15 protein-coding genes are annotated in these 20,655 nt (G+C 73.9%); 6 read left to right on the forward strand and 9 right to left on the reverse strand.

The window, feature by feature from the left end:
* The first annotated feature begins 42 nt into the window (after nt 1-42).
* Entirely contained in the window at nt 43-3,588 is a 3,546-nt protein-coding gene (locus tag AB5J54_RS28930; protein WP_369146833.1) for a trypsin-like peptidase domain-containing protein, read from the forward strand.
* Between the two features lie 39 nt (nt 3,589-3,627).
* The gene (locus tag AB5J54_RS28935; protein ID WP_369146834.1) at nt 3,628-4,581 is read left to right on the forward strand and encodes a bifunctional riboflavin kinase/FAD synthetase; all 954 of its coding nucleotides are present in this window, start codon (nt 3,628-3,630) and stop codon (nt 4,579-4,581) included.
* A gap of 243 nt (nt 4,582-4,824) precedes the next feature.
* Here the strand turns inward: AB5J54_RS28935 and AB5J54_RS28940 are convergent, their stop codons facing one another.
* From AB5J54_RS28940 to eccE, 8 genes are all read right to left on the reverse strand, one after another.
* Entirely contained in the window at nt 4,825-5,796 is a 972-nt protein-coding gene (locus tag AB5J54_RS28940) for an ABC transporter ATP-binding protein (RefSeq protein ID WP_369146835.1), read from the reverse strand.
* Nucleotides 5,793-6,758 (reverse strand): ABC transporter ATP-binding protein, encoded by a 966-nt coding sequence (locus AB5J54_RS28945; protein WP_369146836.1) that lies wholly within the window; start codon nt 6,756-6,758, stop codon nt 5,793-5,795. The genes AB5J54_RS28940 and AB5J54_RS28945 overlap by 4 nt, the downstream gene beginning before the upstream one ends.
* Nucleotides 6,755-7,639 (reverse strand): ABC transporter permease, encoded by an 885-nt coding sequence (locus tag AB5J54_RS28950; protein WP_369146837.1) that lies wholly within the window; start codon nt 7,637-7,639, stop codon nt 6,755-6,757. Before AB5J54_RS28950 ends, AB5J54_RS28945 begins: the two co-directional genes overlap by 4 nt.
* On the reverse strand, nt 7,636-8,697 hold the full coding sequence (locus tag AB5J54_RS28955; protein ID WP_369146838.1) for an ABC transporter permease: 1,062 nt from the start codon (nt 8,695-8,697) through the stop codon (nt 7,636-7,638). Before AB5J54_RS28955 ends, AB5J54_RS28950 begins: the two co-directional genes overlap by 4 nt.
* A gap of 3 nt (nt 8,698-8,700) precedes the next feature.
* Nucleotides 8,701-10,533, reverse strand: a complete 1,833-nt coding sequence (locus AB5J54_RS28960; protein WP_369149488.1) for an ABC transporter substrate-binding protein — start codon at nt 10,531-10,533, stop codon at nt 8,701-8,703.
* Nucleotides 10,534-10,725: 192 nt separating this feature from the next.
* On the reverse strand, nt 10,726-14,067 hold the full coding sequence (locus tag AB5J54_RS28965) for an SCO5717 family growth-regulating ATPase (protein ID WP_369146839.1): 3,342 nt from the start codon (nt 14,065-14,067) through the stop codon (nt 10,726-10,728).
* Nucleotides 14,068-14,295: 228 nt separating this feature from the next.
* On the reverse strand, nt 14,296-15,072 hold the full coding sequence (locus AB5J54_RS28970) for a hypothetical protein (protein WP_369146840.1): 777 nt from the start codon (nt 15,070-15,072) through the stop codon (nt 14,296-14,298).
* The gene (gene eccE / locus AB5J54_RS28975; protein ID WP_369146841.1) at nt 15,072-16,376 is read right to left on the reverse strand and encodes a type VII secretion protein EccE; all 1,305 of its coding nucleotides are present in this window, start codon (nt 16,374-16,376) and stop codon (nt 15,072-15,074) included. Before eccE ends, AB5J54_RS28970 begins: the two co-directional genes overlap by 1 nt.
* Nucleotides 16,377-16,566: 190 nt before the next feature.
* On the opposite strand from eccE, the gene eccB reads away from it, so the two are divergent.
* The 4 genes from eccB (at nt 16,567) to AB5J54_RS28995 (ending at nt 20,277) form a co-directional block, all read left to right on the forward strand.
* Entirely contained in the window at nt 16,567-18,117 is a 1,551-nt protein-coding gene (gene eccB, locus AB5J54_RS28980; RefSeq protein ID WP_369146842.1) for a type VII secretion protein EccB, read from the forward strand.
* Between the two features lie 12 nt (nt 18,118-18,129).
* Nucleotides 18,130-19,392 (forward strand): type VII secretion-associated serine protease mycosin, encoded by a 1,263-nt coding sequence (gene mycP / locus AB5J54_RS28985; RefSeq protein WP_369146843.1) that lies wholly within the window; start codon nt 18,130-18,132, stop codon nt 19,390-19,392.
* A gap of 190 nt (nt 19,393-19,582) precedes the next feature.
* Nucleotides 19,583-19,933, forward strand: coding sequence for a WXG100 family type VII secretion target (locus tag AB5J54_RS28990; protein ID WP_351193332.1), 351 nt, complete (start codon nt 19,583-19,585; stop codon nt 19,931-19,933).
* A 53-nt stretch (nt 19,934-19,986) separates the two neighbouring features.
* Nucleotides 19,987-20,277 carry a WXG100 family type VII secretion target gene (locus AB5J54_RS28995; RefSeq protein WP_017235850.1) on the forward strand — a complete coding sequence of 97 codons (291 nt, stop codon included), beginning with the start codon at nt 19,987-19,989 and terminating at the stop codon, nt 20,275-20,277.
* Between the two features lie 59 nt (nt 20,278-20,336).
* On the opposite strand, the gene AB5J54_RS29000 is transcribed toward AB5J54_RS28995, so the two are convergent.
* A complete protein-coding gene (locus AB5J54_RS29000) occupies nt 20,337-20,627 on the reverse strand; it encodes a DUF397 domain-containing protein (protein WP_369146844.1) in 291 nt (96 codons plus the stop codon).
* Between the last annotated feature and the right edge of the window lie 28 nt (nt 20,628-20,655).

Below are 20,655 nucleotides of genomic sequence, written 5' to 3' on the forward strand. Positions count from 1 at the left end.
CGAACGCCTCCGCGTGATCACCGGCCGCCTACCGTCGACACCATGGGAAGCGGGGACCTGGCGACGCTGGTGCGCATCTGCGATCCGGCGGGCCGGCCACGCGGCACCGGTTTCCTCGCCGACCATCACGGCACGGTCGTCACCAGCCACGAAGCCGTCGACGGGCTCAGCCGCGTCGTCCTGCACGCCCCCGGCGACCGGATCTGGCTCGCCGAGGCCGAGGCCGTCACCCCGCTGCCCGAGAGCGGCCTCGCGCTCGTACGGACCGAAGGACTCGGCGGCCGCCCGCTGCCGCTCGCGACCCGGCCCGAGATCGAACCCGGCACCTACGTGCGGATCGCCGCCCAGGGCTGGCGCGAGGCCCGTGTCCTCGGCCCCGCCGCCGTCACGTACACCGCCGCCGACCGCTTCCACGCCCTCGCCGACGCCCTCGAACTCGCCATCGGCACCGAAGGCGCCGACGCGCTGCGCCGCGGCGGACCGGCCGCCGGAGGACCCGTCCTCGACACCGTCACCGGCACCGTCCTCGCCGTCCTCGGCACCGCCCTGCACGGCGACCGCCAGGCCGCCGGATACGCCGTCCCGCTCCGGCCCGCCGGCCCGCTCACCGCCCTCCTGCGGCGCAACGCGGCCACCGTCCCCGCGTACGGACCCGACCTCAACCTCGCCGCGATCCTGGAGCTCACCGCCACCTCCACCGGTCCCGTACGCGACCCGGACCCCTGGCCCGAACCCGTCGAACGGCCCGACTGCGTCCGCGAGTTCGCCCGCTTCACAGCCGGCGACACCCCCGTCCTCGCCCTCGTCGGCGCCCCCGGCACCGGCCGCACCACCGCCCTCGCCGCGCTCTGCGCCCGCCGTGCCCGGGGCGTCGCACCCGCGCCGACCGTCCGGCTGCGCGGCGCCGACCTGCGCGCCGAGGACCGGTCGCTCGCCGACGCCGTCGGCCGCGCCCTGCACCAGGCCGGCCGGATCGTCGCCGCCTCCGGCGCGCTCGGCGACACCACCACCGCGACCCCGGAGCGGGCCGCCGCACTCGCCCGGGACGCGGGCCGCCCGCTGCTCGTCGTCCTCGACGGCCCCGAGGAGATGCCGCCGCTCCTCGCCCACCGGCTCGCCGACTGGACGACGGCCACCGAGGAATGGCTCCGCACCCACCAGGCCCACCTCGTCACCGCCTGCCGCCCCGAGCACTGGGAACAGGCCGGCACGCTCTACACCCCGGGAGCCCTGCACCGCACGGCGACGGGCACCGACGACGGCCTGCCCGCCGCGCTCGCCCTCGGGCCGTACTCCGAGGCGGAGGCCCGAGCCGTACGCGAGGGGTACGGGATCGGGGAGACGGACCTCGCCCCGGCGGACGCCCGGCACCCGCTCGCCCTGCGGCTGCTCGCCGAGGTCCGGGCGGCGCTGCCCGGGGAGGTGCCCGGGCGGCCCGGCCGCGAGGAGATCTTCACCGCCCACCTGGACCTGATGTGCCTGCGGGCCGCCGTCCGGATCGCCGCCGGCTCCCGGCCGCTCCTGAGGGGGACGGCCGTCCGCCGGCTCGCCGCCCGCGTCACCGGCCGGCTGCACGAGGCGGCCCGCCGGTGCCTCGGCCCCGGGCACGGCGTCCTCGACCGGGCCTCCTTCGAGGAACTCTTCCCCTGGCGCGAGGGCTGGGCCTCGGCGGTCCTCACCGAGGGCCTCCTCGTCCCGGCGGGCTCCGGCTACCGCTTCGCCCACGAGGAGCTCGCCGACTGGGTCCAGGCCGCCCACCTGGACCTGGACACGGCGCTGGACGCCCTGGTGCACGGGCGCGACGGGGACCCGGCGGCGGGTGCGGCCGACACCCCCGCCGGGCTGCCGCCCGTTCCCCGGCATCGGATCGGGCCCGTGCTGCAGGCCTTGCTGCTGCTGCACCGGGAGCGGGGACCCGCCGGGCTCGCGCCGCGACTCGCCGGGCTCGCCGAGGCACTCGGGCGGTTCGCCGGCGACGGGCAGGACGGCGAAGGGCAGGCAGCGGACGGGCGGGCCGGGGACGGGCCGGCCAGGGACGGGTGGGCCGGGGACGGGCCCGGCGACCGGCACGTCGGGGACGGGCTCGGCGGCGACCGGCACGCCGGGGACGGGGCCTGGTGGGCCGCGCGCCTGTTCCGGGAGAGCGTGCGACGCCTGCCGGACCCGCGCCCGTACCTGCCCGTCCTGCGCCTGCTCGCCGACCTGATCGGGTCCCGCCCCGACCCGCACCGGGTGTTCGCCCCCTTCGGCCCCCCGTTCTGGCTGGCCCTGCCCCTCGCCAAGGACGAACGCATCGACCTCCTGCGCCGCCTGGTCCCGGCCGACCCGCCACCGGCCGGTCGGGCGCACGAAAGCGGCCGGAGCCTGGACGCCGTCGCCGGCATGCTCGTCGCCGACCCCCGGGGCGTCCAGCCGCTCCTCTGCCGCTGGTTCGGCGACCCCCGGCCCGCCGTCGCCACCGCCGCCCAGGCCCTCCTGCACGGCCACCGGGCGCTCGCCGTCGACGACCTGTGCGAGGCGCTCGTCGCCACCGCCCACCCGCTCGCCGACGGCCTCCTCGCCGCCCTCGCCCGGGACGAGCCCTCCGCGCTCTGCCGTGCCGTCGACCGCTGGGCCCACGACGACGGGCGCCCGGAGCGGCGGGTCGCGGCCGCCGCGTACGGACAGCTCCTCGCCGGACACGTCACCACCTCCGCCGACCGCGAGCTCCTCCGCTACGCCGCCCTCGCCCTGCTCGCCCGCCCCGGCGACCAGACCCTCCACGGCGCCGCCCTCGGCCTCCTCGTCCGCGACCCGCACAGCCGCGCCCGGCACCTCCCGCGCGCCCTCGCCGAGCCCCGGGTGCCCGCGCCGGCGCTCGCCGAGGCCCTCGCGACCCACCCCGAGGAGGCCCTCATCGGCTTCCGGGCCCGGCTGATCGGCACCGGGGAGGTGCCGGCCGCCGCCCTGCGGGCCCTCGCCGAGGTCGACACGCCCGCCCTCGCCCGCCGGATCGCCGCCCTCGTCCGCGACTACGCCGCCCGTCACCCCGAGGGCGCGCCCCTCGTCGCCGCCTTCGTCGACCGCCGCCTCGAAGACGGCCCGGCCGCACGAGCGGTCCTCTTCCCGCTGGTCACCGGCCTGATCCGGGGCCGCCCCGCCCCACTGCGGCGCGCCCTCGCCCCCGTCCTCGCCGCCCCCGGCACCGGGGCCTCCCGGCATCTGCGGGCCGAGCTGCTCGACGTACTCCTGGAGCACGAGCGGTACGAGGCCGAGACCGGGGAGCTGACCGTCCTGGAGGCCCTGCTGCGGGCCGCCGCGGAGGGCGCGGAGCGGCGCAGCGCCCCGCGCACCCGGGAGCTCGTCCTCCGGGCCGGCGCCCTGTGCGCCCGTACCCCCGAAGGCGCGTGGCGGCTCGACCGGGCCCTCGCCGGGGCCGTCCGTGAGCTGCCCGCCTTCGCCGCGCTCCTGGCCGCCTGGACGGTCGCCGACCCCGGTGACTGGGCCCCGCTGTTCGGATCGGAGACCCTCCAGGCGCTGCGGAGTCCCGGCACTGCCATGCCGATGCGTACCGACGGCCGTGGACATGGCAGTCTTAGACCTGCGTAAAGGCGAACAGGGCGAACAGGCGGACGAGGAGCGGTCACAGTGCAGCGCTGGCGTGGCTTGGAGGACATCCCCCAGGACTGGGGACGCAGCGTCGTCACCATCGGCTCCTACGACGGGGTGCACCGTGGACACCAGCTGATCATCGGGCGTGCCGTCGAGCGCGCCCGGGAGCTGGGGATCCCCTCCGTCGTCGTCACCTTCGACCCGCACCCCTCCGAGGTCGTGCGGCCCGGCAGCCACCCGCCGCTGCTCGCCCCGCACCACCGGCGCGCGGAGCTGATCGCGGAGCTCGGGGTGGACGCGGTGCTCGTGCTGCCGTTCACCGCCGAGTTCTCGCAGCTGTCCCCGGCCGACTTCATCGTGAAGGTGCTGGTCGACAAGCTGCACGCGAAGGCCGTCATCGAGGGCCCCAACTTCCGCTTCGGCCACCGGGCCGCGGGCAACGTCGCGTTCCTCACCGAGCTCGGCGCCACCTACGACTACGAGGTCGAGGTCATCGACCTGTACGTCAGCGGGGCCGCCGGCGGCGGCGAGCCCTTCTCCTCCACCCTCACCCGCCGCCTCGTCGCCGAGGGCGACATGACCGGCGCCGCCGAGATCCTGGGCCGCCCGCACCGGGTCGAGGGCATCGTCGTCCGCGGCGCGCAGCGCGGCCGCGAGCTCGGCTTCCCGACGGCCAACGTCGAGACCCTGCCGCACACGGCGATCCCGGCGGACGGCGTCTACGCGGGCTGGCTGACGGCCGCGGGGGAGCGGATGCCGGCGGCGATCTCGGTCGGCACGAACCCGCAGTTCGACGGGACGGAGCGGACGGTCGAGGCGTACGCGATCGACCGCGAGGGCCTCGACCTGTACGGGCTGCACGTGGCCGTGGACTTCCTGGCGTACGTGCGCGGCATGCTCAAGTTCGACACCCTGGACGACCTGCTGCAGGCGATGGCGGGCGACGTGAAGCGCTGCCGCGAACTGACGGAGCAGTACGACCAGGCCTGACGGCGCGTTGTGGGCATGCGTTCCGCCGGGGCGGAACGGGTGGGCACAACGGACGGCGCCCTTGCCGGCGCCAGAGGCTTCCGCGCCTGAACCCGCACCGGATGCGCGGCGCCTTCGGGGCGCGGGTCGGCGCGGAACGCGGAGGCGCCGCTGAAGCGCGCCGTCCCGTGTGCCCACCCGTCCCGCCCTGCGGGACGATTGCCCACACGGCGGGTGGGCACCGCCCACAACGGGGGGCGCCGCTCAGACCCGCGTCACCCAGTGGCACGCCACCGCCCCCTCCCCGCCCCCCGCCAGGACCGGCAGGTCCCTGCTTCGGCAGGCGTCCGCGACCGGGGCCGCCTCGCCCGAGGCGAGGAGCTGGCAGCGGGCGTGGAAGCGGCAGCCGGACGGGATGCGGGACGGGTCCGGCGGTTCGCCGGTCAGCACGACCGGCGCGCCCTCCGACTCCGGAAGGACCGACAACAGCGCCCGGGTGTACGGGTGCTGAGGGTTCGTCAGGACGGATTCCACCGTGCCGGTCTCCACGACCCGGCCCAGGTACATCACGGCCACCCGGTCCGCGATGTTCCACGCGAGCCCCAGGTCGTGGGTCACCACCAGGGCGGACAGGCCGAGTTCGTCGCGCAGGCGCAGCAGGAGCGCCAGGATCTCGCCCCGTACGGACGCGTCGAGGGAGGCCACCGGCTCGTCGGCGACGATCAGTTCGGGTTCCAGGACGAGCGCGCCCGCGATGACCACGCGCTGCCGCTGGCCGCCGGACAGCTCGTGCGGGTAGCGCAGGAAGAAGCGTTCCGGGGGGCGGAGTCCGGCCCGAGACAGGGCCTCGGCGACCGCCGTCCGCTCGTCCCGTTCCGATCGGTGGACCCCGTGGATCCGCAGCCCCTCCGCCACCGCGTCGTACACGGTGTGCCGGGGGTTCAGCGAACCGCTCGGGTCCTGGAGCACCAGCTGCGCCCGCTTCCGGTAGGACCGCAGCGCCCCCGAGGAGTACGCGAGGGGTTGCCCGTCGAAGGCGACCGTGCCCGACGTGGGCCGGACCAGGCCGAGCAGCGAGCGGGCCAGCGTCGTCTTGCCGCAGCCCGACTCGCCGACCAGGGCCACGATCTCCCCGGCGCCGATGTCCAGGTCCACGCCGTCCACCGCGCGCGCGGGCGGCGCGCCCCGACGGCCGGGGAAGGTCACGTGCAGTCCGCGCGCCGACAGCAGGCTCATGACGTGCTCCCCACGTGTACGCAGGCGGCCCGGCGTCCCGCGCCCGCCTCCCGCAGTTCCTGATCGAGCTCCGCGCAGGCGTCCACCGCCACCGGGCAGCGCGGATGGAAGGTGCAGCCGCCGGGCAGGTCCGCCGGGTCCGGCGGGTCGCCGGGCAGGCCGCGCGGCGCCCGCCGGGACGCGAGGTCCCCGATCCGGGGGAACGCCGAGGACAGCGCCCGCCCGTAGGGGTGCGCGGCCGCCTCGTACACCGCCCGCGCCGGCCCCTCCTCGACGACGCGGCCCGCGTACATCACGGCGAGCCGGTCGCAGGTGTCGGCGAGGACCGCCAGGTCGTGGCTGATCATCAGGAGGCTGATGGACTGCTCGGCGACGAGCCGCTCGATCAGCCGCAGGATCTGCGCCTGGATCATCACGTCGAGCGCGGTCGTCGGCTCGTCCGCGACGATCAGGCGGGGATCGCAGGCGAGCGCCATCGCGATCATGACGCGCTGCCGCTGTCCGCCGGACAGCTCGTGCGGATAGGCGGAGGCCCGGGCCGCCGGCAGGCCGACGTGTTCGAGCAGCTCGCCGACCCGGGTGCGGGCCGCCGCCGGGGTCGCCCGGCCGTGCACGAGCAGCGGTTCGGCGATCTGGTCCCCGATCCGGTGCACGGCGTTGAGCGAGTGCATCGCGCCCTGGAAGACGATCGACGCGCCCGCCCAGCGCACGGCCCGGAGGCGTCCCCAGGACATGGCGAGGACGTCGTCGCCGTCGAGCAGGATCTCGCCCTCGATCCGCGCCGAGGCGGGAAGCAGCCGGAGCAGTGCGAGCGCGAGCGTGGACTTGCCGCAGCCCGACTCGCCGGCCACGCCCAGCTTGGTCCCCGACTCCAGGGTCAGGTCGACGCCGCGCACGGCGGGCACGGTGGCCGCGCCCGATCCGTACGTGACTCTGAGGTCCCGTACCTCCAGGAGGCTCATCGCCCCACCCCCAGCTTCGGGTTCAGCACGGACTCCACGGCCCGGCCGCAGAGCGTGAACGCGAGCGCGACCAGGGCGATCGCGATCCCGGGCGGGGCCAGGTACCACCAGTGCCCGGAGGAGACGGCGCCCGCCTCCCGGGCGTCCTGGAGCATCCCGCCCCAGGAGACCACGGTCGGGTCGCCCAGGCCGAGGAAGGCGAGGGTCGCCTCGGTGAGGATGGCGGTCGAGATGCCGAGGGTGGTCTGCGCGAGGACCAGCGGCATCACGTTCGGCAGCACGTGCCGGGTCATGACGTGCCGGTGGCCGCCGCCGAGCGCGGTCGCCCGCTCGATGTACGGGCGGGACTCCACCGCGATCGTCTGCGCCCGCACCAGGCGGGCGGTGGTCGGCCAGGAGGTCACGCCGATCGCCAGGACCACCGTCCACATCGACCGGGACATGACCGTGGCGAGGACGATCGCGAGGACCAGCGTCGGCATCACCAGGAACCAGTCGGTGATCCGCATGACGACGGTCGAGAACCAGCCGCCGTAGTGTCCGGCGATGATGCCCACCAGGGTGCCGATGGCGACCGAGAGGGCCGCCGCGAGCAGGCCGACGAGCAGCGAGATCCGGGCGCCCCAGATCAGCAGGCCGAGCAGCGAGCGCCCGAACTGGTCGGTGCCCAGCGGGAACTCGGCGCTCGGCGGCTCCAGAGCCGTGCCCGGCGCCTCGGTCACCGACTGCACGTCGGCGCCGACGGTCCACGGGGCCGTGAGCGCGAGCAGGGCGATCAGGGCGAGGCCGATGAGTCCGTAGAGACCGGCGCGACGGGTCCGGTACGAGGTCCAGAAGCGCGCGGCCGAACTCCTGCGGCGCTCCCATGCGAGAGAGGTCATCGGCCCACCCGGGGGTCGAGCAGCGGATAGAGCAGGTCGGCGATCAGGTTCATCAGGATCATCGCCCCGGCGAACACCACGAACAGGCCCTGCACGAGCGGCAGATCGGGCACGCTCAGCGCCTGGTAGAAGAGCCCGCCGAGCCCCGGCCAGGAGAACACCGTCTCCACCAGGATCGAACCGGCCGCGACGTGGCCCAGGTTGATGAAGATCATGGTGATGGTCGGCAGGAGCGCGTTCGGCACGGCGTGCCGGCGCCGCACGGCGTCGTCCCGCAGCCCCTTGGCCCGCGCCGTCGTCAGATAGTCGCCGCCCATCTCGTCGAGGAGCGAGGACCGCATCACGAGCAGGGTCTGCGCGTAGCCGACGGCGACGAGCGTGACCACGGGCAGGACCAGGTGGTGGGCGACGTCGAGGACGTACGCGAAACCGGTCTCGCCGGTGCCGGACTCCATGCCGCCGGTCGGGAAGAGCCCCGGGATCGGCCCCATGCCCACGGAGAAGACGATGATGAGGAGCAGCCCGAGCCAGAAGGAGGGCACCGACCACAGGGTCAGCGCGATCCCGGTGTTCAGCTTGTCCCCGAGGCCGCCGTGCCGCCAGGCCGAGCGGGTGCCCAGCCACAGCCCGAGCGCCGAGTAGATCACCACGGCGACCCCGGTGAGCAGCAGCGTCGCCGGGAGCTTCTCCGCGATGAGGTCCCCGACGGGGGCACGGAACTGGAACGAGGTGCCGAGGTCGCCGCTGAGCGCCTTGGCGCAGTAGTCGGTGAACTGCTGCCACAGCGGCAGGTCGAGCCCGAACTGGCGGCGCAGTGTCGCGAGTTGCTCGGCGGAGGTGGGCACGCCGTGGGTCATCGCCTTCACCGGGTCACCGGGGATGATCCGGAAGAGGAAGAAGCTGGTGACCAGGACGGCGAAGAGGGAGACGAGCGCGCCGCCCAGCTTCCCCGCCGCGTGGCGGAGATAGCCGAGGGAGGAACCGGTGCGGGGTGCGCCGTCCGTGGCGCGGGCCTTCTCGGCCCGCGCCACGTCGGCGGGGGTGCTTGCCGTCGTCACGTACTACTCGCGGTCGTCGGCGGTGGAGCGGCGGCGCATGCCGAGGAAGACGCCGAGGCCGACCACGACGACCACGGCCGCGGCGATGCCGATGATCACTCCGGTGGACGAGCCGCTGTCGGAGTCCTCGGCCGCGGCCGTGGGCACGGCCGACCACCAGCTCCAGTAGCCGTCCTGGCCCCACAGGTTCCCGGCGGCCTCGGGCATGGTCGTGATGGACTTGATCTGGTCCGTGCGGTACGCCTCCAGGGCGTTCGGGTAGGCCATGATGTTCATGTACCCCGTGTCGTACAGCAGGGACTGCATCCGCTTCACCAGATCCGCCCGCTTGGCGGTGTCGTACTCGACCGCCTGCTGCGCGTACAGCCCGTCGAACTCCTTGTCGCAGATGAAGTTGTCGGTGGCGCCGGAGTCCTTCGGAGTCGCCGGGAGCGTGCCGCAGGTGTGGATGGAGAGCACGTAGTCCGGGTCGGGGTTGACCGACCAGCCGTCGAACGCGAGGTCGTAGTCGCCCTTGACCCAGGGGTCGGAGACGCTGTCCAGACACTCGACCTTCAGGCCGATGCCGAGCTTGCCCCACCACTCCTGGAGGTACTTGCCGACCGCCTTGTCGTTCGGGTCGGTGGCGTGACAGAGGATCCGGAGCTCCAGGGGCTTGCCGTCCTTGCCGAGCCGCTTGCCGGCGGCGTCCTTCCGGTATCCGGCGGCGTCGAGGACCTTCTCCGCCTGGGCGGGGTCGTACGCGCGCTTCTGCGCGGTCTCCGGCTTCCAGAAGTACGAGCCGAAGCGCGGCGGGATGTACCCCTCGCCCTCGACGGCGTGGCCCTGGAAGACCTTGTCGACGAGGGTGGTGCGGTCGACGGCGAGGAAGAGCGCCTTGCGCACCTCGGGGTCGAGCAGCGCCTTGTTGCCGTTGCCGAAGGTCTTGCCGTCCTGGGCCTTCGCGCCCGGGTTGGTGGCGAGGGCGTAGAAGCGGCGGCCGGGGGCGTCGTTGACCTTGATGTTCTTCTGGGTCTTCAGGGCGGCCGCCTGGGCGGGCGTCAGGTTCGGTACGAAGGACACCTCGCCCTTCTGCAGGGCGGCGACGGCGGCGTCCCCGTCCTTGTAGTACTTGAAGACCAGCTCGTCGAACTTGGGGGCGCCGCGCCAGAACTTCTTGTTCGGCTTGAGCTTGATGTACTGGTCGACCTTGAAGTCCGTGATGACGAAGGGGCCGTTCCCGACGATCGGGAAGGTCTTGTCGTTGTTGAACTTCGAGAAGTCGGTGACCTTCTCCCAGACGTGCTTCGGCACGATCGGCACGTCGAGGGCCGTCATCGTCGCCTGCGGCTTCTTCAGCCGGATGACCAGGGTCTGCGGGTCGGGGGCGGTGACCTGGGCGAAGTTCGCCGTGAAGCTGCCGTTGGCGGTGGCGGCGTTCGGGTCGGTCATCATCTTGTTGAAGGTCCAGGCCGCGTCCTCGGCGGTGGCCTGCTGCCCGTCGGACCAGGTCGAGTCCTTGCGGATCGTGTACGTCCACGTCAGCTTGTCGGCCGAGGACGTCCACGCGGTGGCCAGACCCGGGACCGTGCGCGCGTCCTTCGGGTCGTAGTTCGTGAGGTACTCGTAGGCCAGCCGGTGGATGCTCGTCGAGGTGAGCTTCTGGGCGAGGAACGGGCTCAGCGAGTCGATGCTCTGCGAGACGGCGACCGTGAGGGTGGTGCCGCCGGACTTCTCGTCCTCCGCCTGCGCGGTGCCGGGGACGACGGCGAGGGAGCCGGTGGCGAGACCGGCGGCGAGCAGCAGCCGGAGGGCTCTTCGGGCAGGGGCGGGGCGGGGTGGAACCTTCGTGACCATGACCATGGGACGTGACCTCGCGTCGGAGTTTCTGTCGTGGATCTTGGGCTGACGAGCGGTGAAGCGAAGGTGTATCAGCGGTGGTCTGCCGTCGTCAACGATCGCTCAAACCCCGTGTGGGCTGCGGGAACGCCAAGAGGCTCCGTATCGGTGAGCCGATACGGAGCCTCATTGGTCTAATCCTGTGACGCCCTACTGCTGAGGGGCTGGCGGCGCCTGCGGAGGGCCCTGCGGGTCCGTCTGCGGGGGCAGCGGCTGCCCCGGCTGGGACTCGCTTCCGTCCTGCGGCTGCTGCCAGGCCTGCGGCACGCCGGGCTGCCCGGGCTGACCCGGCTGCGGCGGGTACGGCTGGCCCGCCGGGGGACCGTACGGCTGCCCGGGGACCGGCTGGCCGGGTGCGAACTGACCCGGCATCGGGCCGGCCTGTCCGGGCATCTGACCCGGCATCGGCTGACCGGGCTGCGGGTAGCCCTGCGGCGGATAGGGCTGGCCCGCCTGCGGCTGCGGCGGGTACGGCTGCCCGGGCTGCGGCGCCTGGGGAGCGTACGGCTGCCCGGGGACCGGCTGGCCGGGTGCGAACTGACCCGGCATCGGGCCGGCCTGCCCGGGTACCTGCCCCGGCACCGGCTGCCCGGGCATCGGCTGACCCGGCGCGAACTGACCCGGCACCGGCTGCCCCGGCACGGGCTGGCCGGGCATGGCCTGGCCCGGCATCGGCGGGGCCATGTGCGGCGGCACCGCGCCCTGGCCGTCACCGGTCCACAGCCCCTGCGCCTGCTGCGCCCGTACGAAGTCCTCGGCCACCATCGCCGAGAGGTGGAAGTACGCCTCCCGGGTCTTCGGCCGCATCATGTCGAGGTCGACCTCGGCGCCGGCCGCCAGGTGCTCGTCGAAGGGCACGACCACGACACCGCGGCAGCGGGTCTGGAAGTGCTGCACGATGTCCTCGACCTTGATCATCTTGCCGGTCTCGCGGACCCCGGAGATGACCGTGATGGAGCGCTGCACCAGGTCCGCGTAGCCGTGGGCCGACAGCCAGTCGAGGGTCGTCGAGGCGCTGGAGGCGCCGTCCACGGAGGGCGTGGAGATGATGATCAGCTGATCGGCGAGGTCCAGGACCCCGCGCATGGCGCTGTACAGCAGACCCGTACCCGAGTCGGTCAGGATGATCGGGTACTGCTTGCCGAGGACGTCGATCGCGCGCCGGTAGTCCTCGTCGTTGAAGGTCGTCGAGACGGCCGGGTCCACGTCGTTGGCGAGGATCTCCAGACCGGACGGCGCCTGCGAGGTGAACCGGCGGATGTCCATGTACGAGTTCAGGTACGGGATCGCCTGCACCAGGTCGCGGATGGTCGCCCCGGTCTCGCGCCGCACCCGGCGGCCGAGCGTGCCGGCGTCCGGGTTGGCGTCGATCGCCAGGATCTTGTCCTGCCGCTCGGTGGCGAGGGTCGCGCCGAGCGCGGTGGTCGTCGTGGTCTTGCCGACACCGCCCTTGAGCGAGATGACCGCGATCCGGTAGCAGGAGAGGACCGGCGTCCGGATCAGGTCCAGCTTCCGCTGCCGCTCCGCCTCCTCCTTCTTGCCGCCGAGCTTGAAGCGGTTGGCGGCGCCGGGGTTCCGGCTGGACTTGGGCTTCTGCTTGTTGTTGCGCAGGAGCCGGTCGGAGGAGAGCTCGACGGCCGCGTTGTACCCGAGCGGCGCGCCCGGCACGGAACGCTCCCGCTGGTCGTGCGTCACCGGCGAGGGCCAGGCGGCACCGGTCCGCGGATCCACCGGCGGCTGACCGTCGTACGGCGGCTGCGGGGCCTGCGCGGCCTGCGGGGGTACGGCTCCGGGGTGCGGGTAGCCGTAACCGCCCGGCGCCTGCGCCTGCGGCGGGACACCGCCGGGTGCCCCGGGCTGCTGCGGGTAGCCGTAACCGGCCTGCTGCGGAGGCGTCCCGGGCTGCGGGAAGCCGTAACCGCCCTGCGGGGCCGGGGCCGGGGGCTGCGCGGCCTGCGGAGCCTGCGGGTAGCCGTAACCGGCGGGCGCCTGGGGCTCGGCCTGCGGCGGTACGGGTGCCCCGGGCGCCGGCCAGGCGGCGGTGGGCGGCAGCGGCGCGGCCTGCGGCACCGGCTGGGCACCCGGGAGGGGCTGCGCGGGCCACTGCTGCGCGGGCTCGGGGGCGGCGGGCTGGAAGGACGGGGGCAGCGGCGGCAGCCCGGCCTGCGGACCCGCGGTCGGGTGCGGAGCACCGTACGGCCCGGGGGCGGCCGGGGCGCCGGGGAAGGCACCCGGAGCGCCGGCGGCGGGGTCGTACGGACCGGGAGCCGGGCCCGGGCCGAAGCCCTGCGGCGCGTCGGCGACCGGCTGCGCGGCGGGGAGGGGAGCGGCGGCGGGAGCGGCGGAGGTCTCGGCCTCCGCGCCCGTCTCCGTCCCCGCTTCGGCCACGGGCGCGGCCGGCTCGTCCTCCGGGCCCGTCGCGCCGTCGGCGGCCTCGGCCCCCGCGGCGGCCGTGTCGTCGGAGGCCTCGGCGGTCTCCTCGCCGTCCGAAGCGCTCGACGCGATCGACGCGTCGGCGGTCGCCTCGTCGTCGTTGCCCGCGCCGGGCGCGGTCTCCGCCGCTGCCGGGGCGGCGGGCTCGCCGGGAACGGCGGGGGAGTCCTGCGCGGCGTCCGCCGGACCGGCGGGCTCGGCGATCCCACCGCTCACGACCGCCTCAGGAGCCTCGGAGGAGGCGGGCGTCGCGGAGGCGGTGGAGCCCTCCGCGCCCTCTGCGTTCTCCGTCTGCTCCGCCTGCTCCGCCGTGCGCTCGGCGATGTCGCGCTTGAGCTGGGCGGGGGAGAAGCGCATGGTGGCGCCGCTCTCGACGTCGCCGCCACCGAAGGAGGCCGCGGGCGCGGCCGTCTCGGCGGCGGGCGCCGGGACGGGCGGCACGGAAGCGGACGGCACGGAAACCGGCGGCACCGAGGCGTCGGCCACGGGCGCACCCGGCACGGGCGCACCGAAGGAGGGCGGCGACACCGGCTGCCCCGGCACCGGCGCACCGGGAGCGAAGGCGGGCGCGGGAACGCCGGCGACAGGCGTGGCAGGACCAGGCGGGACAGGACCAGGCGTGGCCGGACCCGGCGGGACAGGAGCAGGCGGGACGGGACCGGGCGCGGCGGCCACGGGCGCGACCGGCGCGCCGAACGGCGGAACCCCCGCCGGAGGCACCGCTCCGGCAGCCGGCACCGGCGGAACCGCCGCGGGCGCGACCGGCTCGACGGCCTGAGCGGGCGCGGGCACAGGAGCCGGCGGGGCCGGCGGCGCCACGTTCCAGCCGGGCTCGAAGCCGCTGCCGGCGGGGAGGCCCGGCACGGCGACCGGCGCTCCGCTCGGCGGCGGGGGAGTGGCACCGCCCGCCCCCGTACCGCCCGACGCGTTCTGCGTGTACCAGGCGGGCGGGGTGTAGTCGATGGTGAACTCACCCGTCATCTCGGCGGGATCCGCGTCGGACTGATCGTCGGCGGGCGGATTCCAACCCCCGTGGATCTCGTCGCGATCGCCGTTCACTTTGCCTCCTGGTGTGGTCGAGCACCCTTGTGCCGTTGTGGGCGGGGCCCTTCCACCCTAATCGCCGCGAGCCGCCCCCGGGCAGGGCCGACGGCCCCTCCGCGCCCGCCTCCGCGAACCGGTCCGGGCCCCAAGTGACCCGGTCGCGCCGCAGAGTGAGAACCCCCACCGTTCAAACCGATGCAAAAACGGACGTACTTGAACGACTTCCGGTCATGGACAGGTCGCTCAGTCCATCCGGCGGGCGCCGCCCAACAATCCGGTCTCGGCGTCCGTCGCCTGCGTCATCACGAACTGGCGGTCGCTCTGGGTGCACCAGAGCGTCACCCCGTCGGCGAGCGTGGACAGCGCCTCGTACTCGTGCCGCGGCAGGCTCATGATCCGGCCGATCTGGGCCGCCTCGTCGGGGGACACCCGCTGGATCCCGACCAGCGAGGACTTCTCCAGGAGCCGGGGCGCGACCGGGCTCAGATAGGGCAGCAGCGTCACCACCGACTGCCAGGGCGCCGACACGACCCGGCCGCGCGGCGGACGCATGCCGCAGTCGCGCACCACGACCACCGGACTGCCCGCCGACGCGCCCTGCGGCGGCACCCGGCCCACGTCGTGCAGCGTGATGCACGGCTGCCCACCGCCCGCGGCCTGCGCGAGGGCCGTCCACGCCTGCGCGCGGCCCGTCTCGACCGCCACCCGGGCGCCCGTCGCGGCCGCCCGCAGGGCCAGTACCTGCGCGGTCCACAGACCGCCGATGAGGGTGACGTCGTACGGGACGGGCCGGTTGATGCCGAGCACCGCCGGGCGGCTCTCCGCGTCCACACCGATCACCATGCCGTCGTCGCCGACCGGCAGGGCCAGCGCCTCCAGCTGTTCCAGGGGTACGGAGTGCCGGTCGCGGCGCGGCCCGACGAGCCCGAAACCGAACCGGGGCCGCGTGGCCCGTCCGCCCGTCCGCCGGGCGGCGGAAGCGCCCGTCGACGGGGGCGTACCGAAGGAAGCGGTGGACATCAGCGCGCACCTCCCAGCGGCAGCGTCGCCAGGATGCCGGGCACCTGTTCCCGGTCGAGGCGCACCAGACCCGTCTTCACGCCGCGCGCCGCACGCTCCAGTTCGTGCCGGGCGGCCACCAGTTCCTCGTCGCTGCGCCCCGTGATCCGCACGTGTCCGGTCACCGTCACCTCCTGCCGGTCTCCGCCGCTCAGCGTCAGGCTGAACGTCGTCGCGAGCGCGGGCAGCGAGGTCAGCAGGGCCACCAGCTGCGGCATCGACGCGCCCGCGCCACCGCTCCGGCCGCCCAACTGGGGCCAGCGCCCCACCCAGTACGTCGTGTGCCGCCGGTCGTCCACCCGCCAGGTCCGTGCGGTCTCCTGGGTCCTGCGCCCCTGCGCCTGCCCCCGGCCCGCCTGCGCTATCGCCATCGGGCTGGCGCAGCTCGACGTGGCGAGCGCGGAGGTCAGCTCCTGCTCCGTCAGCACGCTCGCCCGGAACCCGGCGCCCGCGAGCCGGCTCGCCAGCTGGTCCGCCGCCCGCACCACGCACTTCTGGGCGCCCGTCATGCCGCCGCCGCGCGCGGCGACCGCCTCCGGGCAGAGCTCGGGGTCGAGCTTGAGCGCGATCCAGGTGATCCGCACGGCGGGGGAACCCGTCTGCGCCTGGAGCGGCCCGTAGTTGCGGGCGGCCATCGACTGCGCGGGCAGGTGCGGCGCGGGCGCCGGCTGCGTGTGCTGCACGATCTGCGCCGACTCCAGGCGGATGCCGTCCACGCTCAGCACGTCCCGGACGAGCCCGACGGGCAGCGGCTTCGCCGCGCGGTCCGGACGCAGCGCCGTGCCGTCCGACTCGACCCGCAGGACGGCCGTCAGGAAGGTGCCGTCGCCGACCATCCCGACCGGACGGCGGTCACGGTCGCTGTACGCGTAGGTCCGCAGCGCCGGATCGCACTCCACGAGCGGCGCGAACCCCGGCTCGGTGCCCTCCGGCACCGTGAACGAGGAGGCGCGGCGCGAGCGGGCGCGCAGCGCGAGGAAGGTACCCAGCCACTCGGGCAGCGAACGCCGGTGCCGGCGCACCACGGCGAGCAGCAGCAGCACGACGGCGACCACGCCCGCGGGCACCAGCAGCATCGGCTCGACGACCCAGGCGAGCAGCAGCAGCGCGGCCGCCACCTCGATCAGTACGAGCTGTTGCAATTGGAACGAACCGAAGTGTCCGGGACGTGCCTGGAGCCTCGGTGCGACCGAGGGGACGGGTCCCGTGGACGGGGGTGTGGAGGCGGCGGCCGCATCGGGCCGCCTCCGCCTCGCGGAAGCCATGATGGAGAATCCCCCTCAATTCATCCCGATGACCCTGGCCCGCCAGGGCTTTGGCGGCCGGATCACCCTACCCGCCCCACGAACCCCACGGGACAGCAGGCATAGTAGGGGGCCGGTCCGAAGGCCGGGGCCCGGGTGTCACCACCCCGGAACCCCGCGCGAAGATCGCGCCTGACGAGAATGGGGACTCATGGCATCGCGGCGGGACGAGCTCAACGCGTACACCTTTGCGAAGAAGCGCACGGTGGCGGCATTCCTCCAACCCTCGCCCTCCGGCACGGAGGAGGGGGCACCGAAGCCGCTGCGCGCGGTCGTCCCCGGTCTGATCGCCGCCGCGCTCGTCGTCGCCGGCTTCGGCGCCTGGGGCATGTTCAGCCCCACCGCCCCCAAGGGCTGGGACACCCCCGGCACCCGGGTCATCGTCGGCAAGCAGTCGACGACCCGGTACGTGGTCCTGGAGACCGGCAAGGGCAAGGACAAGAAGACCCTGCTCCACCCGGTCCTCAACCTGGCCTCCGCCCGGCTGCTGCTCAACCCCGACCAGTTCCAGGTCATCCAGGTCGACGACAAGAAGCTCGACGAGGGCAAGCCGCCGCGCGGCCCCATCCTCGGCATCCCGTACGCCCCCGACCGGCTGCCCGTCGCGGAGGACGCCGGCAAGAAGAAGCGCTGGGCCGTCTGCGAACAGCCCGGCGGCGGCAAGGGCGCCAGCGTCCAGAAGGCGACCTTCCTCTTCGCCGAGCGCGACGCCAAGCGCACCGAGGGCGCCAACCAGCTGAAGAACGGGCAGGTCCTGTACGTCAAGGGCCAGAAGGACAGCGCCCAGTTCCTCGTCGACCACACCGGCACCAAGTACCCGCTGAAGGCCGACCGGCCCGGGCTCCTCACCGCCCTCTTCGGCCTCGGCAAGGAGCCGCAGGCCGTCACCGACGACTGGCTCGCCACCCTGAAGACCGGCGACGAGATCGACTTCCCGCAGATCGACGGCAAGGTCGGCACCCCCACCGACATCCCCGACAGCACCCTCGACGGGACCGAGAACCGGATCGGCATGGTCCTCCTCGCCCAGACCGGCTCGGGCCCCCAGTACTACGTCGTGCTCCCCGGCCGGATCCAGCCCGTCACCCCCTTCACCGCCTGGCTGCTCATCAGCTCCCCGCAGACCCGGGACCTGGACATGGACGGCGAGGCCACCACGGTCGACGCCCCCAACTTCGTCCCCGACCCGACCCTCTTCCACGGCGGCGTCCGCTGGCCCACGCTGAAGTCCGTCCAGGTCAACGCCTCCACCGGCGAGGGCGCCCGCGACACCGTCTGCAGCGTCCTCACCGACGTCAGCGAGAAGGGCGACACCAAGCTCGCCACCTGGGCCGGCACCGAGTACCCCGCCGACGTCACGGCCGGCGGCACCAGCACGTACGTCACCCCCGGCACGGGCCTGCTCTACACCCAGATCCAGGGCAGGCAGAAGACGTCCGACGGCTCCGGCTCCCTCTTCCTCGTCACCGACACCGGCCTGCGGTACGCCGTCCAGGCCAACGGCGACAGCGACTCCGCCCACTCCGACATCGGCGCGGGCGAACAGAAGCAGACCGACGGCAGGCCGGAACCCAGCGACGCCCAGAAGCGTCTCGGCTACGAGAAGGTCCAGCCGGTCCTCGTCCCGATCGAATGGTCGGAGTTCCTCTCGAAGGGCCCCCGGCTGGACACCAACAGCGCGCGTCAGCCGCAGGGTTCCTAGGGGGTGGCACCGGTGACGACGACCCACCGCACGGTCGCCCTGCTCGCCGCGGGCAGCCTCACGGCCCTCCTCGCCGCCCCCGCCGCGGCCGCCGCACCCGCCGCGCCGCGCCGGGACGGCCCGGCCCTCGACGGCAGCGGCGAGTGCACCTTCCCGATGAAGAAGCAGATCGAGGGCATCCCCTGGCCCCTCCAGCGGGTCCTCCTCGACGAGCTCTGGCAGGACACCAAGGGCAAGGGCGTCCGGGTCGCCGTCATCGACACCGGCGTCGACGACGTCAACCCGCAGCTGCGCCCCGCCGTCGACGCCAAGTCGGGCAAGGACTACCTCAAGCCCGACAAGAACAACCCCTCCTACGGCGACGACAAGCGCGGCAAGACCGACGGCACCGTCGACGAGGTCGGCCACGGCACCAAGGTCGCGGGCATCATCGCCGCCCGCCCCCGCAACGGCACGGGCTTCGTCGGCCTCGCCCCCGAGGCCACGATCATCCCGATCCGACAGAACGACGAGAAGAACAGCGGCAAGTCCGACACGATGGCCCAGGCGATCGACTACGCCGTCCAGAAGGGCGCGCGGGTCATCAACATCTCGCAGGACACCACCCAGCCGCTGGGACCCGACTCGCCCATGGCCAAGGCCGTCGCCCGGGCCATCGCCAGTGATGTCGTCGTCGTCGCCTCCGCGGGCAACGACGGCACCGACGGCGTCCGCAAGAAGACCTACCCGGCCGCCTTCCCCGGCGTCCTCGCCGTCGCCTCCTCCGACCGCAACAACGAACGCGCCGTCTTCTCCCAGTCCGGCCCCATGGTGGGCGTCGCGGCGCCCGGCGTCGACATCGTCTCCACCATCCCCGGCGGCGGACAGTGCGTCGACAACGGCACCAGCTTCTCCGCCCCGTACGTCGCCGGCGTCGCGACCCTGCTCCGCGCCAAGTACCCGAAGTGGAGCGCGGCCCAGATCGTCACCCGCATCGAGCAGACCGCCGTCCGCGTGATCAACGGCCGTGACGACCACGTCGGTTGGGGAGTGGTCGATCCCGTGCGGGCGCTCGCCGACCAGCCCGGCACGCCCGCCTCCTCGCCCGTGCCCGACCCGGGGCCGCCCAAGCCGCCGGCTCCCGAGCCGGCCCGGCTGACGCTGTCGGAGACGCCCCAGGAGCGCTCCGAACGGCTCGCCACCTATGCGTTGGGGATCGGAGGTGTCCTGGTGGCCGTGGTCGCCGGGACCGCCACCGTGATCCGCGACAGCCGCCGCAGGAGGGAGGCCCGATGACGCGCGTATCGGTCAAGTATCGGGTGCTCCCTTTGCAGTTGGAACTGTCGCCGTCAATGGCTACAGTGACCGCTGGGGGCACGGCAGTGCGAACCCAGCACGGGGGCGGCATCAGAAGATTCCCGTCCGCATCACGACCGGAAGGCCCGACGGCCCGTCCGTCGACGCCACCGAAGGAAGAAGGGGCAAGATGTCGAAAGACCTGAACGTAACCAGTGCCGAACAAGTCAAGCTCGCCGGCCGGATCCAGGACTTCTCCGACGAGCTCCAGGCCCGCATCACCTCCCTCAACGGCGTGGTGGACCGCGTTCAGGCGGGCTGGCAGGGCGCTGCGAGCAAGGAGTACGACCGGGTCCAGAACGACCTGAACCAGCGTCTGCGCAGCATGCGCGCCGAGCTCACGAAGCTCGAGGAGATCATGCGCATGAGCGCCGACGGCTTCTCGCAGGAGGAGGAGGACCGTCTCCGGTCCTTCCGTCAGATGGACAACAGCTCCGGTGCCGGCGCCTCGGGTGGCCAGAGCGCCATCCTCGGCATCTGAGCCGTCCGACCCGACCAGTCCTCCGCGCCACTCTCAACCGAGGAGTCAACACCATGACCACTGCGGTCAATTACGACACCGTGACGCAGGCGGCGGCCGACACCCGCCTCACCTCCAGCACCCTCACGCAGAAGCTCGACGACCTCATGGCCGAGGTCAACCGCGTCGCCTCCAACTGGGAAGGCGAGGCGAAGATCGCCTACCGCGAGAGCCAGGACCGCCTGACCCGCGACATGGCCGGCATGAACCAGGACCTGGCCCGCATCGCCCAGCTCCTCGACGAGTCGGTCGCCGGCTACCAGGACACGGACAAGGGCAACGCGGCCCGCTTCCGCATGATGTAAGACCTTGCACGTACGCGTGAGGGGGTGGCCCGTTCCCACGGGCCACCCCCTCACGCATGTCAGGCCTGGCGCAGATCGAACTCGCCGTCACGGGCCCCCAGGACGAACGCGTCCCACTCGGCCTTCGTGTAGCGCAGCACCGTGTCCTTGTCGAGGGACGAGCGCATCGCCACCGCGCCCTCGGGCAGCCGGGCGATCTCCACACGCTCCTCGTCCGGGCTCGTCCCCGGGGCGCCCTCCCACTCGACGCCGGAGATGTCGAGCGCGTACAGCTCCTCCTTCTGGCGCTCCTTCTCGGCGGCCAGAGCGCTGTCGACGTCGCTGCGCGTGCTGTTGTCTGCGTCGGTCATCGGCGCTTTCCCTTCGCGGTGGTACGGC

The sequence above is a fragment of the Streptomyces sp. R44 genome, assembly GCF_041053105.1.
Classification (GTDB): Bacteria; Actinomycetota; Actinomycetes; order Streptomycetales; family Streptomycetaceae; genus Streptomyces.